Below are 16,322 nucleotides of genomic sequence, written 5' to 3' on the forward strand. Positions count from 1 at the left end.
GGTTGTCCGCCCATACCTACGTGTGTGCCGGCAGAATTGAAGATACGCACCACGGCTGAGATCTCCGTGTCCCCGGCGGCGGCGCATGCGGCTGGCACCGAGGAGATAGAACGCAGCACCGTGGATGAGTATCACCCACCCAGTGCCGGACGCAGACGCACTGGCGCTGAAGCCAGTCAGGGATACACAGTGCTGAGGAGAGAGCATGTCAGACAGGGAGATCCACACGCAGGGCGAGGAACCCGCGGATAACACCCGCCAGTTCCACGCTGTACCCACCAGTGCTGCTGCAGACACCACCGCGCCCCTTGGCGAGCCGGAGGCCGACGATGCCTATGTGCTCGTGGCCGATGGGCTATCCGTGGTGGGCGAGGAAGGGCCGGTATTTGGGCCCATTGACCTGCGCGTGCCCGATAATACCCTCGTGTTTCTCTCCGGCCGCGGCGGCTCGGGCCGCACCGCGCTCGCCCTCACCTTGGCGGGACGAATGAAACCCACCGAGGGAACTCTCACTGTCTTCGGCCACGACCAGCTCAAAGATATTCGCGATACCGTCGCCATTGCCGGGGTGGACGTTATTGATGCCCTCGACCGCGATGTGCGGGTGCGTGATGTGCTCACCGACCACCGCGCGTGGTGCCATGGCTGGTTCGGGTGGGTCCCCAAAGCCGATGACGCCTACCGCGAGGAGATCCTGTCGAAGGTATATGGCAGCCGCTCACTGCCGGATCTGAACCAATACGTCAGCCAGATCCCCGCACTGGATCGCATCCTCATCCGCATCGGCATGGCCCTGCACCCCGCCCACGATGAGAAGATTCGTCTGCTCATCCTGGACGATCTCGAGCAGGTGCGGGAGCTCAGCGACCGCGCCATTTTGCTCAGCGTGCTCAACCGCCTCTCGAAGGAGATGACCGTGCTGGTGAACTCTGTGAATCCGCCGAGCGCGGCAACGCTGCCAGGCTCGCAGGTGATTGAGCTCTTCACCGACCGCGGGCACATCGCCCCCGCGAGCAGCGGCACCACCGACCAGCACCTCGAGGACCTGCTGGCGCGTTGGACCGCGCTGCGCCAGGGCGAGCATCCCCAACCGCGCCACGCCAAGAGCGACACAGCGTCGACCACCACCGAGTCCACTACCACCAAGGAGGAGCAGTAAATGCTTGCCACATTGCATATCGGCAGCGAGCTTCGCCGCTTCGGTCGAGCCAAGCTGGGAAAGATCGCCATCGTGGCCATCTGCCTGCTTCCCCTGCTCTACTCCACGCTCTACCTGTGGAGCTTCTGGGACCCCTTCGGCCGTCTCGACCGCATGCCCGTCGCCCTCGTCAATGAGGACACCGGCGCCGAGGTCGATGGCCAGCGTATCGACGCCGGCAAGCAGATCGAAGAGGGCCTGCTCGAGGATCAGTCCCTGGACTGGATCACCGTGACCGAACAGGACGCCCTCGAGGGCGTGAAAACCGGCGAATACTACTTTGCGGTGACCCTGCCGGAGAATTTCTCCCAAGCAGTGGCCTCTCCTACCTCCGAGAATCCGGAGAAGGCCCGCATTGTGACGCACTACAATGACGCCAACGGCTGGCTCTCCACGCTCATCGGCCAAAACGCCATGCGCCAGGTGCTCGCCGTGGTCTCCGACAAAATCGGCACAGAGGCCGTGGATAAGCTGCTGGTGGGCGTGGTCAACGCCAGCGAGGGCATTCACAAGGCTGCCGATGGCGCCGCCCAACTGGATGATGGCGCCACCAAGCTCGACTCTGGGCTGGGCAAGATCCAGCAGGGCGCCGGCGATCTCGTGTCCGGCCTCGAGCGCAATAAGGAAGGCACCACCCAGCTGGTCGAGGGCACCGGTCGGCTTCGTGAAGGCGCCGATAAGCTGCAGGCCGGCTCGGGCGAGCTCGCCAATGGCACGGAGCGCCTGGTAGAGGGCACCAACCAGCTCAGTGGCGGAATCGACCAGGCCATAGGCAAACTCCAGAGCCTCACCGGCGAGGTGCACCACTACCACGCCACCGCCAGCGAAGCCTCCGAAATCCAAGGCTCCCTCGCGCAGGATTTACGCGATCTCGCCGCGGCGATCCGCCAGATCCCCGACCCGCTGGCGCAGCAGACCGCCGGCCAGGTGGATCATATTGCGCACCGCGTGGACACCGAAGGTGTCGGCCCCCACTCCCCGCTGAAGCAGGATCTCGACCGGATCAATGGCATTGCCGCGGACATCGACCAGGGCAATCTACCCGGGAAACTCGGCGAGCTCGTGGGCGGTGTCAATCAGCTCAATGACGGCGCCCAGGCCCTCAACGATGGCGCCCACCGCCTCAACGCCGGTATCGGCGAGCTCGGCTCGGGTGTCACCCGACTCGATGATGGCGCCAATAAGCTCAATGACGGCGCCACCCAGCTGCTCGACGGCGGCCGCACACTTGATTCCGCTCTCGCCGAGGCCAAGGACGGCTCCAGCAAGCTCTCCACAGGCAGCAACGAGCTGGCCACCAAACTCGGACAGGCTGCGGGCGAGGCCCCAGATTGGTCGCCCGATCACCGCACAACCATGGCGGAGACCATCGGCGGGCCGGTAGAGATCAACCAGTCCAACTCCGGTGGGGAGAACACCTTCGGTGCTGGTCTGGCTCCCTTCTTCTTCTCGCTGGCCCTCTACATCGGTAGCCTCGTGAGCTTCCTGCTGCTGCGCCCGCTGCAGGCCCGCGCCGTGGCCGCCGGCATCTCCCCGCTGCGCGCCGCTATCGACGGTCTGGCCCCGGCCGGCCTGATCGCCATGATCCAGGCCATCGTGGTTTCTACCGCCACCGTGTTGGCGGTGCCGCTGGATCCGGCCACATTCTTCGGCCTCACCGTGTTCATGATGCTCACCGCGCTGGTCTTTGCCGCGATGAACCAAGTGCTCATCGTTCTCCTTGGTTCCGGCCCAGGACGGGTGGCCAGTATGGCGATGCTCATGGTGCAACTCTTGGGTTCCGGCGGGCTCTACCCCGTGGAAACGGAACCGGATTTCTGGAGCTGGATCCACCCCTTCTTGCCCATGACCTACACCGTCAACGGCTTCCGCCAGACACTCTACGGCGACTTCGACGGCCGCATGCTGCAAGCAGTGATCGCGCTCTGCTTCTTCCTCACGATCTTCCTCTTAGGTACCGCTCTCGGTGCCCGGCGCGATAGAACGTGGACCATGAAGAAGCTGCATCCGCCCATCGATTTCTAATCATCCCCCGCTCAGCACCGCCGCGGCCCGCTGCCGCGGCGGTGCTTCTGTGCTACGGGGTGGCGTCGATAAGCGTCCGGAAAAGGGCCGCTGAGTTTAACTCGTACCACCAGCCATAAAAGTGCCAATGAGCTGCACTAACACTGGTGCAATGGGGGTATCACCCGTATAATCGGCGGCACTATGAGCACTACCGCACCAGCACAGACGCCGCCGCCGAGCGAGCTTGAAATTATCGGCTCCCCCACGGCCCTTGGGTGGGCGCAGGAGTGGACGGCCTCCACCATCGAGAACATCGATAGCCAAGGCGGCCATCGCACCGCCCTGCAGCAGCGGCTGCGCGCGGCCCTCGATGCCGACGCGCGGGTGCCCTATGTGACTCGGCGCGGCGACTACCTCTACAACTTTTGGCGCGATAGCAAGCATCCGCGGGGGCTGTGGCGGCGCACCCGCTATGAGTCCTATTGCAGCGAGGCGCCGGAGTGGGAGATCCTGCTCGATGTGGACGCCCTCGCCGCGGCCGATGGGGAAAGCTGGGTGTGGAAGGGCGCGCACGTGCGCGAACCGGAATGCGACCGGGCCCTGCTGCGGCTATCCCGCGGCGGCAGTGACGCCACCGTGATCCGCGAGTTCGACATCACTAGCTGCAGCTTCGTGGAGGATACGCCTTTTACTCTGCCGGAGGATAAATCCGATGTGTCGTGGGAAAGCCTCGATACCCTCATCCTCGGCACCAATGTGGGCGAGAACTCCCTCACGGAGTCTGGCTACCCAGCGCGGGTGTATCGCTGGCACCGCGGCACCGACCCGCGCGAGGCCGAGCTGCTCTTCAGCGGCGAGCGCAGCGATATCGCCTCCGGCGGGTGGGCGGATCGCACGCCTGGGTTCGAGCGGGTGCTCATTGAGCGGCGGCTGGATATGTTCACCGCCGAGAATTACCTGCTGCGCGGCTCGGAGCCGGTGCGCATTGAGGTGCCGGTGGATTGCGAGATTATCGTTCACCGCGACCAGATCTTCCTGCTCCCCCGCACGGAAGTCCACGGGGTGCCCGCCGGCGGCGTGGGAGTGGCCGACTGCGAGAGCTTTGTGGCGGATCCCGCGAGTACCGAGGTACAGGTGATCTTTTCCCCCACCGAGTATCAATCGCTGGAGACGCTGCACTTCACCCGCAGCTATGCGCTGATCCAGGTTCTGGAGAATGTCACCACCACCCTCTACCGGGTGCGCCTCGATGCGCCGGAGGAGTGCGTGCGGGTGTCCCTGCCGGAGTTGGCGAGCACCAGCGTCGTGGCTACCGCTCCGCTCTCGGAGGACCCAGAGATCGGCGAGGAAGTGTGGCTCTACTCCTCCAGCTTCACCACCCCGGATAGGCTGCTGCGCGCCGACGCCCGCGACCCAGAGAGTTTCTCCACGGTGGTCACAAGCGCGCCCGAGCAATTCGACGCCTCTGGGATGAGCACTCGGCAGTACTGGGCCACCTCCGCCGATGGCACGAAGATTCCCTACTTCCTCACCGGCCGACTGCACGAGGACGGCGCCACCCCCACCCCGAAGCCCTGCGTGGTGCACGCCTATGGCGGTTTCGAGATTTCCCTCCTGCCCTACTATTCCGCGGTGAACGGCATCGCGTGGCTAGAAAAAGGGCATCTGCTGGTGCAGGCGAATCTGCGCGGCGGCAGCGAGTTCGGCCCGCGCTGGCACTCCCAGGCCACAAAGCTGGAGCGCCGGAAGGTATTTGAGGATCATCAGGCGGTGCTCAATGATCTCGTGGAGCGCGGGATCACCACCCGCGAGCAGCTCGCGGTGCGCGGCGGCTCCAATGGTGGTCTGCTCACCGCGGTGGCCCTCACCAGCTATCCCGAGCTTCTTGGCGCGGTGGTGAGCGAGGTGCCACTGATCGATATGCTGCGCTATCACACCCTGCTCGCGGGGGCCTCGTGGGTAGCGGAATACGGCCACCCCGATAACCCCGAGGAGCGGGCAGTGATCGAAAGCTACTCGCCCTTGCAGCGTGTGGTCTCCGCTGCGGACACGACCTATCCGCCGGCGCTGATCACCACCTCCACGCGAGACGATCGGGTCCACCCCGCCCATGCGCGCTGGTTCGCCGCCGCCCTCGCCGCCGCCGGCCAGCCGGTGGACTATGTAGAAAACTCCGAAGGCGGGCATGCCGGGGCCGCCGATAATGATCAGATCGCATGGAAGCAGGCCATCGTGTTTACCTGGCTGGAGCAGCAGCTCGCGGCGGCGGGCGCGGAGGCTCAGCGCTCCGCGGACTAGACTTAGCCGCGATGAGTTCCTTTACACGCCTGCGCACCACCGAGATCCCCGGCACCCGGGACCGCTACACGGGTGTGGACTTCAACCTTGGATTCCACATCCGTCACTACGACCTCGACCTGACCTATCGGGTCATGCCCAACCACCTCAGTGGCACGGCGACGCTGGATGTGCTCAGCTACCTCCCGCTGCAGCAGCTCACCCTCGACTTCGCCCGCACCCTCACCGTGCGGCGCATCACCGCCCAAGGTGTGGGTGGCGCGCAGGTGAAGGTGAAAAAGTTCCGCCACCGCGGCGATAACAAAGTGGTGGTGCTGTTCGACCGCGAGATCCCTGCAGATACCGAGTTCAGCTTGGCCATCAGCTACTTCGGCAATCCGCAGCCCATCAACTCCCGCTGGGGTGAGATTGGCTGGGAGGAAACCGATGCCGGGGCGCTCGTGGCCAGCCAGCCACACGGCGCCCATAGCTGGTTCCCCTGCGATGACACGCCCGATGAGAAGGCCCGCTACGACATTCGGATCACCGCCGATAATCCCTTCAGCGTGATCTGCACCGGGGTGCTGGTGGATACTCAGCGGAACAATTCCACCACCTCGTGGCACTACCGGGTGCAGGAACCGATGGCCACCTATCTCGCCTCGGTGCAGATCGGCGAGTTCAGCACCATCCCCCTCGGCTCCGCGGCGGGCGTGCCCGTCACCGCCTATGCCCCAGCTGCCCTGCGCCAGCGGGTGCTGCATGACTTCGCCGACCAGGCCCGCATGCTCGAGTTCTACGCCGAGCTCTTCGGCCCCTACCCCTTCCCCGACTACCGGGTGGTCATCACCGCCGATCAGCTCGAGATCCCCCTCGAGGCCCATGGGCTATCGATCTTCGGCGCCAATCACGCCGATGGCCGCAGGACCTGGGAGCGCCTGATCGCCCACGAACTTTCCCACCAGTGGTTCGGTAATTCCCTCGGCGTGGCGCAGTGGGACGATATTTGGCTCAACGAGGGCTTCGCCTGCTACTGCGAGTGGCTGTGGTTCGAGCACTCCACCGGCACCCCCGCCGAGCACTACGCCCGCGAGCACTATCGCGGCCTCCAGCAGAAACCGCAGGACCTGTTCCTCGCCGATCCGGGCCCGCAGCACATGTTCGACGATCGCCTCTACAAGCGCGGCGCCGTCTTTGTGCACGCCCTGCGCCTGCTACTCGGCGATGCGGCCTTCTTCGCCGCGCTGCGCGACTATGCCCGCCGCGACCGCCACGGCGTGGTCGAGCCCGTGGATCTCTTCAATATCCTGCGCGCCCACCTCGCACCCGAACGGCACGCCGAATTGGATGAGCTGCGCTCCGCTTGGCTGCTCTCCCTGCCACTTCCGCCTTTCCCCACCGCCTAGGACCACTGCCATGCGCGCGCTGTCTCTCGCCACTATTTTCGCGGCCCTCTCGGGGTTCGTGGTGGTCATCGTCGCCTCCTGGGCCCTGCCCGAGACCATCAACGCAGACTTCCAAGCCTATTGGGGTCTCTTCTTTGCACTCGCGGGGCTTATCGACGGCATCACGCAGGAAACCACCCGCGCAACCTCCGCGGTGCGCGCCGGGGCCAGCCCCCGCTCGGCACGGCCGGTACGGCTGGCCGGGGTGGTGGCGCTCATCGCTGGGATCAGCATCCTCGCCACCGGCGGGGTGTGGATGGGTTTCCTGTTGCACCACCCCCATCCCGCGGCGATCGCGCTTTTTGCCATCGGCCTATCCTCTTATGTGTTCCAGGCGCTGCTCTCGGGCGTGCTCTCTGGGCTCAAGCACTGGGGTGCTTATGCCTGGTTGGTGGCCATCGACTCTGGGGTGCGCATGCTGGCCGCGGCATGCGCATGGTGGCAGGGCTGGGGTATCGGCGCCTTCCTCCTCATTACCGTCATGGGTGCCGCCACCTGGCTGCTCATCATCGCCTTCTCCCCGCAGGCCCGCGCCGCGCTACAGGCCCCAGTCGATGTCACCTCCGCCGCTTATCGACGCGGCGTTGTCTCCGCCATGGCCGCCACTGGGGCATCGGCCGCCCTGATTACCGGCTTCCCGCCGCTGGTGCGCATCACCCACGGCACTGGGGATAGCTCCGTGGATGGCGTGAGCGTGGCAGCCATCATCATGGCGGTGCTCCTGACCCGCGCCCCGATCCTGGTGCCCACCCAACGCTTCCAGTCCGCCCTCGTGGTGTACTTCGTGGATCGGCGAGAGCGCCTCCTATCGGCCCTGCTGATTCCGCTGGCTGTGGTCGGCGCCGTGGGCGTTGCCGGGGCAGGACTGGCGTGGCTGCTCGGACCGTGGATCCTCGGGCTCTTCTTGCCCGCCAGCTATGTGCTGCCCGGCTGGCTACTGGCTGTGCTCACCTTCGCCTCCGCCTGTACGGGCTCGTTGATGATCACCGGCTGTGCCGCGCTGAGTCACGAGCGCCATAGCGTGTACGTGCTCGGCTGGGTGGTGGCCACCGCCAGCGCCTTCGGCGTGCTGCTGCTGCCCTTCTCGCTCACCACCGCGGTCTGCGCCGCATTGATTCTCGGCCCACTCATCGGCATGGCGGTGCACGTCTATTCTTTGCTCGGCGCACACGTGCGGCGCGTTCATTAAATTATATTTCTGGACGATATTCTTATTATTTTCACGCACTTCCGTATTTTGCTTAATCGAACCTTTATGTAGGGTGTGTAGGCGTGACTGTAATTAAAGATATTTTCCAACTCATTGCCCGCATTATTCTCGGCACCGTGCTCATCGCACACGGCTGGCAGAAAATCAACGACATCACCATCTCTGGTGTGACCGACATGTTCAGCAACTTGGGTGTGCCCAACCCTGAGCTCGCTGCCCAATTTACCTCCTACTTCGAGTTTGCTGGCGGCATCGCCATCGTGCTCGGCCTGCTGGTCCGCCTCGTCGGCCCGGTTCTCTTTGCCCTGATGGCCGGCGCCGTCTGGTTCGCCCACCGCGATGGCGGCGTGTTCGTCTCCGATGGCGGCTGGGAGCTCGCCGGTGTGGTCGGCGCCGCCGGTCTGCTACTCGCCGCTGCCGGCGCTGGTCGCGTCTCGCTGGACCACCTCCTGGTGCGCCCCTTCCGTAATCGCAAGGACGCGGCCGACGAGGACGCTACCTCCGCTGCTTATGCCCCGGCCACCACCACTGCCGCCACGGCACCCGCCGCGGGCACGACCTCTAGCTTCGATGCTGAGACCACGGCCTTCGATAGCTCGGATATCAACAACACCACCACCGGCTGGGACGAACCCAACCGCTAATGCTTCGCTGCCCCCGCGCAGTAGCACCGCCCCGACGCCCTTGTGCGCGGGGCGGTTTTTCGTCTCTGGGCGCCCATATACCCTCGTGATTAGCCCCGAGAACACAGGCTAAGCTACCGAACCGTTAGTTCCTCGGTATAGTTTTAAGGAACACCCGCATTGTGCGGCCATGCAGCGCTAGACCCCGAGCAGAAGGAGGACGTGAAAAAAGTGAGCGAGCATACCCGACGACATTCTTCGCGGGTCCCAGCAGCCACCAACGTCCTGCGCATTCTTACGCTGCTGACCAGTATCGATGTGCCCGTTTCCGCCGCCCGCATCTACACCGAGCTGGATTTGCCACGCTCCACGGTCTATCACCTGCTCACGGTGATGGAGGATGCCGGCTATGTGGTGCGGCTGCCCGAGGAAAAGACCTATGGGCTGGGCGTGGCCGCCTATGCCATGGCCTCGGCATATACCACCCAGCAGCCGCTGGTGCGCGTCGGCGCCCGCCACGCCAAGTTCCTGGCCGAGCTCATTGGTGGCAGCGCCCATATCTCCAAACTTTCGGGCAGCGATGTGCTCTACATTTTGGAAGAGCGCAGCAAAAACGCCAATAGCCTGCTTTTCGATGCCGGGGTGCGCATTCCGGCCTTCATTACAGCCTCGGGCATGGCCATGCTCTCGCTCCGCTCAGAGCAGCAGGTCAAGGCCACCTACTCCACTTCCCCGGTGCCGAATCACATGAGCTTCCGCGAGGTGATTGAGCAACTGGCCATCATCCGTGAACGGGGCTGGGCCGAGGAGAATGAGCGCATCGACCGCGCCCACCGCTCCTTTTCCGCCCCCATCCTGGACCACCTCGGCCAGCCGGCGGCGGCCCTCGCGGTGTCTTTCCATATCGACTGCCCGGTGGACCCCCGCGAGATCCTCGGCGAGGTACGCACCCGCGCCGAGCTGATCTCCCACACTGTCTTCGGCCACGAGCACTAGCTGCGCCGGCGGCTTAGGCCTGCTCGAAGCTGGCGGTGTCGATCACACACCGGAACTGCACCTCGCCATTAGCTACGCGCTCATAGGCCTCATCCACCTCGTGCACTGAGACCTTCTCGATGCGGGCACGAATGCCGTGCTCGGCACAAAAATCCAGCATCTCTTGGGTCTGCTTGATGCCGCCGATATTGGATCCAGCGAGCACCTTCGCCCCGCCGACGATGGAGCCGAAGTGGAGCTGCTGCTGCGTCGGCGGCAGCCCCACGACCACCATCACTCCGTGCGGCTTGAGCAGCCCGAGATAGGCATTGACGTCAATATCGGCGCTAATGGTGTTGAGGATGAAGTCGAACTCGCCGCGATACTTCGCAAAGAATCCCTCCTCGGTGGTGGCGAGCGTGCGCTCCGCACCCAATTCGCGGGCTTGCGCCTGCTTGCGCATACTGCGCGAGAGCACCGTCACCCGCGCCCCCTTGGCGACGGCGATCTGGACCGCCATGTGTCCCAGCCCGCCGAGGCCGAGAACGGCCACGCTATCGCCGTCCTTCACGCCCCAGCGATCGATGGGCGCGTAGGTGGTAATTCCCGCGCACAGCAGCGGGGCCGCGTGAGCATCATCGATGCTATCGGGGATACGGCAGACGAAATTCTTGTTCACCACCACTTTTTGGGAGTACCCACCTTGGGTGATGCTACCGTCCACATCCTGCGCGTTATAGGTACCCACGGCGCCATGGAGACAGTCCTGCTCCTGATGGTTGCGGCACTGCTCGCACTCGCCACAGGAGTTCACCATGCATCCCACACCCACGCGCTCACCAAGGGCGAACTCCGTAACCTCGGCCCCCACCTGGGAGACCACACCGGCAATCTCATGGCCCACCGTGAGCGGAAAGTGGGCCTCGCCCCACTCATTGCGAATGGTGTGGATATCGCTATGACAGATACCGGCCGCCGTGATATCGATCACCACATCATCGGGGCGCGGATCACGGCGAGTGATCTCGGCAATCTCGAAGGGGGAATCAGGGGCGGTCTTCTGCACGGCTTTCACGCGAAATGTCATGCCGCCCACGCTACAAAACAACAGCTAGCGGTGCTGTTTTTCATTAACGCGCGCTAGTGGCATGGCTATCGCTGGGGCAGGCTCGGAACCTGCGCACACCTTCGAATTTTCTTAAGATAGTTCTTATGTTTGATTCCTCAGTCACCCTAGAAGGCAGCGTTATCACCTTGACGCCGCTGAGCACCGACCACGCAGAAATCCTCGCCAGCGCCGCCGTGGACCTGCACAAACAGTACTGGTCGGGGGTGCCTGAGCAGGACGGCATACCCGCGTATCTGGAGCGCCTCTGCGCGACGGCCGATACGGGTCGTTCCCTGCCGCTTTTGGTGCGGTTGAATAGCGATAACCGCGCCGTGGGAGTCACCGGATTGACCATCGATAACCCCGATGTTCCCACCGTCACACTGAGCCACACCTGGGTCACCCGTGGCGCCCAGTCCACCCGTGTCTTCCCGGAAATCTTGGCGCTCCTGATCGCCTATAGCTTCGATACCCTTGGCGCCCAGCGCTTCTCCATGGTGGTGCCGCGCACCAATATTCAGGCCCGGCGCGCCGCGGAAAAGGCGGATCTGCGCTATGAAGGCACGCTGCGTAGTGCCTCGCGCCTGGGCGATGGCAATGTGGACGATGCCTTGGTGTACTCGGTGCTGCCCCACGAGTTCCCCTCGCTCATGGCTGGTCTGCAGTACCGGATCGATCGCCCCATCCTTCCCGATATCGCCACGGTGAGCACCCCCATCACCGAGTCTGCGGCTAAGTCCCAGGCGACGGTAGAACCGGCCCACGAGGAACTCCCCGTCTTCCGCTACCATCCCGACCCGGTGATCACAGGCGCCATCGTGCGCAATGAGGAGGCCGAGTGCCCCTGCTGTGAACGCACGACCGGATGGGCCTATGTGTATCGCCCCTATGCGCTGGAGCGCGTGGAGAATCTGTGCCCGTGGTGCATCGCCTCGGGTGCCGCCGCCGAGAAATACGATGCCCGCTTCGTCCCCACCGCCCCCGACGGCATGCCACCGGAGCGCGCGGAGGAACTCATCAAGCGCACCCCCTCCTTCGCCTCCTTCCAGGAGGAGCAGTGGCAAAGCGCGGACGGCGATGCCTGCCAGTTCTTGGGCGTGGCTACCGCCGCCCAGCTGGAGAGTCTCAGCCCCGAGGAGCGCGAAGAGTCCGGGCTAGATGAGTCCTTCTTCAAGGAGGAGTATCTCACTTGGCTGCGCGCCCAACCGCGCGAGGAACTACGGGCCCACGCCGATCCCTGCGTATTCGCTTTTGCCTCCTTGAATTCGGACACCCTGAAGTTCTGGATGGATCACAGCTAGTTCTCAGCCCAGCCGACTAGGCTTAGGGCCGCTGAATTCTTCCGAGCTGAAAGGTGTACTCACGGTGGCTGGTCCAAGCCTGACGGTGCTGATGACGGTGTATCACGGAACAACCGCGACGCACATAAGCCAAGCTTTGGAGAGCCTCTACGCCCAAACCCGGCCAGCGGAGGAGATCCTGCTGATCCAGGATGGCCCCATTAGCGAGGGTGTGGCGGCCATCCTCAGCACTGCCGAGGCCACCCGCCCCGAGGTACGGGTGCTGCGGCGAGAGCAGAACGAAGGCAATGCGGTGGCCACGGCCGCCGGGTTTGCCACCCTCAGCACCGAGTTCTATGCCCGCCAAGATAGCGACGATATCTCCTATCCAGAGCGCTTCGAGCGCCAGCTCGCCTTCCTCGCCGAGCACCCCCGGGTGGATCTGGTGGGCTCGGCCATGACGGAGTTTATTCACTCCCCCACCGAACCGGTGGGCGTACGCGCGCTGCCGGAAAGCCCCGCAGAGATCAACCGCTATCTCACCATCAATAACCCCATCAACCACCCGACGATCATGGCTCGAGTAGAGGCCATCCGCGAAGTCGGCGGCTACCAGCCGGTGCACTTGATGGAGGATTATGACCTCATGGCACGGCTCGTGGCCGGGGGCAAAGTGCTGGCCAATATGCCGGAGCAGCTGGTGTATTTCCGGGTCGGCGAGGAGCAGATGTCACGCCGCACGGGGCTGGATATGATCCGCGCCGAGCTGAGCATGCAGCGCCACCTCGTGGATTATGGGACCGTCAGCGCGTTTCGCGCGGTGGGCAACTTTCTTCTTCGTTCCCTCTACCGGCTGCTCCCCAAGCGCCTGCTCGGGCGGGTCTATCGCCTCCTGTTCCACCGCCGCTAACTGGCCTGATGGGCAGTGAAGGCGGCGGCGTCACGCATGCTCTGTGAGCGAACGCCGATTTTCATTCACTGTCTACCGCGCGTGGCTGCCGCGGTGTCTGTCCGAGAAGTTACTAGCATGACAGGCATGCCCGTTGTTGATACTCCCCGCCCCGCCGATGACGCCTGCCGTCACCCCGGCGACTATGCGGATACGTGGTTGGTGATCCCGTGTTTTAATGAGGGACCCGTCATCGGTGATGTGATCCGACATGCCCGCCAGACTTTCCCCAATATCGTGGCGGTCAATGATGGTTCGAAGGATGACTCCGCTGCGGCAATCCACGCCGCCGGCGCGCATCTGGTGAATCACCCCGTGAATCTCGGCCAAGGCGCCGCCATTCAAACCGGCGTGGAATACGCCCGCGCCCAACCCGGCGCGCAGAACTTTGTCACCTTCGACGCCGATGGCCAGCACCAGGTCAAAGACGTGGTGGCCATGATCGATCGGCTGCGCACCGAAGAGGTGGACATCATTGTGGGCACCCGTTTCGGCCGGCCCCGCGCCGCCGATGATCAGGTGCCACTGATCAAACGCATCGTGCTGAAAACGGTGGTGCTGCTCTCGCGGCGCACCCGCAAGCTGGGGCTCACCGACGCCCATAATGGTTTGCGCGTGTTCAATCGCACGGTGGCTGAGCAGCTGAATCTCCGTATGAATGGCATGAGCCATGCCAGCGAATTTGTCACGCTCATGGACACCAATAACTGGCGAGTGAGCGAGCAGCCGGTGGATATTCTCTACACCGAGTATTCGATGAGCAAGGGCCAATCTCTCTTTAATGGAGTCAATATTCTGGCCGATGGATTTATAGCGAGGAACCTGTCATGAGTTCGGGACAAAGCATTATTCAGGTGGTGCTGCTGCTCGCCACCATCGGTTTGGCCATCTTTTTTGTGAGCAAGCGCAAAAAGGCCCGCGCCAAGGCCTGGGTGAAACTCGGCTTTGTGGTGTTCTTTATCTCCTGCATCTGGGCGATTGTCCGCCCCGATGACCTCACCGTTGTGGCCAATTGGCTCGGGGTGTCCCGCGGCACGGATCTGCTGCTCTACCTGTTGGTGGTGGCCTTCATGTTCACCACGATCTCAAGCTACATTCGCTTCCGTGAGCAGGAACTGCGCTACGCTAGGCTAGCTCGCGCCGTCGCCCTGCAAACGGCGATCCGACCCGAGACACCTGATCCATCCCGCGATGGCACCGACCCCACGGCCAGCGGCCGTGCAGAAAAGTGAGACGACGACATTTATGCCTAAGGCCCCGAAAAACGGACCGGACCACACCCCCACCCCCGAGGACGCCGAGACCGTGACCCCCGCGGCGCCCGACGCTGCCGACGCGACGCGTGTCGACGCCGACTCCGCGGCCGATCCCGCGACTGATTCCGCAGCCACTGTGGACACCGCAGCCGCCGCGGACGCTGAGGACACCGAGGAAACAGCCGTCTCCCCGATCTCCCAGGTACCCACCGTGGTGTGGGCCCTGTTTAGCGTGCTGCTGGTAATCGCCGGCCTCGGCGGCTACCTCGTGGGCACGCAGACCACCGATAGCGCCACCACCCAGGCCGCGCCCTCGTCCGCACAGCAGGACTCGGGTAATGCCGCCGCCGCGGAGGAGTCTGCGGTGGAGAAGCTGAGCAAGGAGGAGATCGCGGAGCTGGTGGCCCAGGTGAAGCCGGGGACGGGCTCCCTCGACGCGGAGTCCGAGGACGGTTCCTTCGACGCCACCATCTACGGCCCCGGCGGGGAGATTCAGTCCGTGGCGGACATCATGAAGGTAGCTCGCCGCGATGCGGCAGATCCCTTCGCCTATGGCGCCGTGGATGCCCCCGTGGTGATCTCGGAGTTCTCGGATTTCGAGTGCCCCTTCTGCTCCCGCTACGCCAATGCCACCGAGCCGGAACTCATTGACCAGTACGTCAAGGATGGCTTGGTGCGCATTGAATGGAATGACTATGCCATCAACGGCCCTCACGCCGTCAGCGCCGCCCAGGCGGGGCGTGCGGCGGCCGCCCAGGGCAAGTTCTTCGCCTTCAAGCATGCGCTCTATACCGCGTCGAAGGACATCACCGGCCACCCCGAGTTCGGCCGGGAGGACTATATCCGCTTCGCGCAGGAGGCTGGGGTGGAGGACATGGACGCCTTCACCGAGGCTTTAGACAATGAAACCTACGCCGAGCCGGTGGCACAGGCCCAGCGCTACGCCAATGGTTTGGGTATTCAAGGCACCCCGAGCTTCGTGGTGGGCACCCGCTTTGTGTCTGGCGCCCAGCCCACTGAGACCTTCGTTGAGGTCATCAATGTGGAGCTAGCCAAGGTGGCTGCCGGCGAGGTGAGCGTTCCGCAATGATCTCTATCGGACTCTTCGGCGCCATCGTCGCCGGGGCGCTCTCCATTCTCAGCCCCTGCTCGGCGCTGTTGCTTCCGGCGTTTTTCGCCTATGCATTCAGCTCCCGCACGGAGCTGATCACCCGCACCGTCGTGTTCTTCCTCGGCCTCGTCGCCGTCCTCGCCCCCATCGGAGCGGGCGCCGGCGCGCTGGGCCAGTGGCTCAGCAGCGAACGCGGCACCCTCATCATGGTCGGCGGAATCATCATGATTGCGCTGGGCGTATTCATCTTCTTCGGCGGCGGCTTCCAGATCCCCGGCCTCTCCTCCCTCGCGGGCAGGGTGGGCATGAGCGCCGCGGGATGGGTGCCCACCTTCTTGCTCGGCGCGGTCTATGGCTTCGCCGGGTTCTGCGCCGGCCCCATGTTGGGGGCGGTGCTCACCACCGCCTTCGTCAGCTCCAGCGTGCTCTACGGCTTGGCGATCATGGCCGCCTATGCCTTCGGCATGACCCTGCCGCTTTTCCTGCTGGCCGCACTGTGGGAGAAGTTCAACATCGGTGAGGCCTCTTGGCTGCGGGGCAAGCAGGTACAGCTCGGCCCGCTCACGCTGAACTCCACCAATATGCTCGCCGGGGTGTTCTTCATCGTCCTCGGCGTGCTCTACATGGCCACCAACGCCACCACGAGCCTCGGCGGGCTGCTCTCCACCGAGACCCAGTCCGCCATCCAGCTGCGCGTGGCCACACTGCTGATGAATATCAACGGCGCCATGGTGCTGCTGTTCATCCTCAGCATCGTCGCTATGGTGCTGGCTTATAAATCCGTGCGGGTTCCCGCCAAGAACAGCCAGTAGCCGCGCTCCGCATGCTTATCGACGCCACCCTCGCCCCAGCGTTTCAGGGGAATGGAGGGTGGCGTCGTCAC

At 64.1% G+C, this 16,322-nt stretch carries 14 protein-coding genes; 13 read left to right on the forward strand and 1 reads right to left on the reverse strand.

The genetic code is table 11. The features are described 5' to 3' along the window. The first annotated feature begins 205 nt into the window (after nt 1-205). From GBB11_RS08585 to GBB11_RS08615, 7 genes are all read left to right on the forward strand, one after another. Nucleotides 206-1,159: an ATP-binding cassette domain-containing protein gene (locus GBB11_RS08585; RefSeq protein WP_151549640.1), complete on the forward strand. Its 954-nt coding sequence runs from the start codon at nt 206-208 to the stop codon at nt 1,157-1,159. Beyond that, complete coding sequence (locus tag GBB11_RS08590) at nt 1,160-3,223, forward strand: YhgE/Pip domain-containing protein (protein WP_151549641.1); 2,064 nt, start codon at nt 1,160-1,162, stop codon at nt 3,221-3,223. A 183-nt stretch (nt 3,224-3,406) separates the two neighbouring features. Continuing rightward, nucleotides 3,407-5,503: a prolyl oligopeptidase family protein gene (locus GBB11_RS08595; RefSeq protein ID WP_151549642.1), complete on the forward strand. Its 2,097-nt coding sequence runs from the start codon at nt 3,407-3,409 to the stop codon at nt 5,501-5,503. 11 nt (nt 5,504-5,514) lie between these two features. Next, nucleotides 5,515-6,888, forward strand: a complete 1,374-nt coding sequence (locus GBB11_RS08600; protein ID WP_151549643.1) for a M1 family metallopeptidase — start codon at nt 5,515-5,517, stop codon at nt 6,886-6,888. Between the two features lie 10 nt (nt 6,889-6,898). Then, on the forward strand, nt 6,899-8,116 hold the full coding sequence (locus tag GBB11_RS08605) for a hypothetical protein (RefSeq protein WP_151549644.1): 1,218 nt from the start codon (nt 6,899-6,901) through the stop codon (nt 8,114-8,116). An 83-nt stretch (nt 8,117-8,199) separates the two neighbouring features. Then, a complete protein-coding gene (locus tag GBB11_RS08610) occupies nt 8,200-8,781 on the forward strand; it encodes a DoxX family protein (RefSeq protein ID WP_151549645.1) in 582 nt (193 codons plus the stop codon). Between the two features lie 210 nt (nt 8,782-8,991). After that, nucleotides 8,992-9,756 (forward strand): IclR family transcriptional regulator, encoded by a 765-nt coding sequence (locus tag GBB11_RS08615; protein WP_151529361.1) that lies wholly within the window; start codon nt 8,992-8,994, stop codon nt 9,754-9,756. 13 nt (nt 9,757-9,769) lie between these two features. Here the strand turns inward: GBB11_RS08615 and GBB11_RS08620 are convergent, their stop codons facing one another. Next, a complete protein-coding gene (locus GBB11_RS08620) occupies nt 9,770-10,822 on the reverse strand; it encodes an NAD(P)-dependent alcohol dehydrogenase (RefSeq protein WP_151549646.1) in 1,053 nt (350 codons plus the stop codon). 125 nt (nt 10,823-10,947) lie between these two features. Here GBB11_RS08620 and GBB11_RS08625 point away from each other — a divergent pair, with 125 nt between their 5' ends. From GBB11_RS08625 to GBB11_RS08650, 6 genes are all read left to right on the forward strand, one after another. Further along, nucleotides 10,948-12,144: a CbrC family protein gene (locus GBB11_RS08625; protein WP_151549647.1), complete on the forward strand. Its 1,197-nt coding sequence runs from the start codon at nt 10,948-10,950 to the stop codon at nt 12,142-12,144. A 64-nt stretch (nt 12,145-12,208) separates the two neighbouring features. Continuing rightward, the gene (locus GBB11_RS08630) at nt 12,209-13,033 is read left to right on the forward strand and encodes a glycosyltransferase (protein ID WP_225979208.1); all 825 of its coding nucleotides are present in this window, start codon (nt 12,209-12,211) and stop codon (nt 13,031-13,033) included. Nucleotides 13,034-13,159: 126 nt separating this feature from the next. Further along, on the forward strand, nt 13,160-13,903 hold the full coding sequence (locus GBB11_RS08635; RefSeq protein ID WP_192796356.1) for a glycosyltransferase family 2 protein: 744 nt from the start codon (nt 13,160-13,162) through the stop codon (nt 13,901-13,903). Beyond that, nucleotides 13,900-14,304: a DUF2304 domain-containing protein gene (locus GBB11_RS08640; RefSeq protein WP_151529364.1), complete on the forward strand. Its 405-nt coding sequence runs from the start codon at nt 13,900-13,902 to the stop codon at nt 14,302-14,304. The genes GBB11_RS08635 and GBB11_RS08640 overlap by 4 nt, the downstream gene beginning before the upstream one ends. 13 nt (nt 14,305-14,317) lie before the next feature. Beyond that, nucleotides 14,318-15,418 carry a thioredoxin domain-containing protein gene (locus GBB11_RS08645; RefSeq protein WP_151549648.1) on the forward strand — a complete coding sequence of 367 codons (1,101 nt, stop codon included), beginning with the start codon at nt 14,318-14,320 and terminating at the stop codon, nt 15,416-15,418. Then, nucleotides 15,415-16,251, forward strand: coding sequence for a cytochrome c biogenesis CcdA family protein (locus tag GBB11_RS08650; protein WP_192796357.1), 837 nt, complete (start codon nt 15,415-15,417; stop codon nt 16,249-16,251). Before GBB11_RS08645 ends, GBB11_RS08650 begins: the two co-directional genes overlap by 4 nt. Nucleotides 16,252-16,322: the final 71 nt, after the last annotated feature.

Origin of the sequence: Corynebacterium sp. 74A, assembly GCF_008930665.1 — a bacterium.
Lineage (GTDB): Bacteria > Actinomycetota > Actinomycetes > Mycobacteriales > Mycobacteriaceae > Corynebacterium > Corynebacterium megadyptis.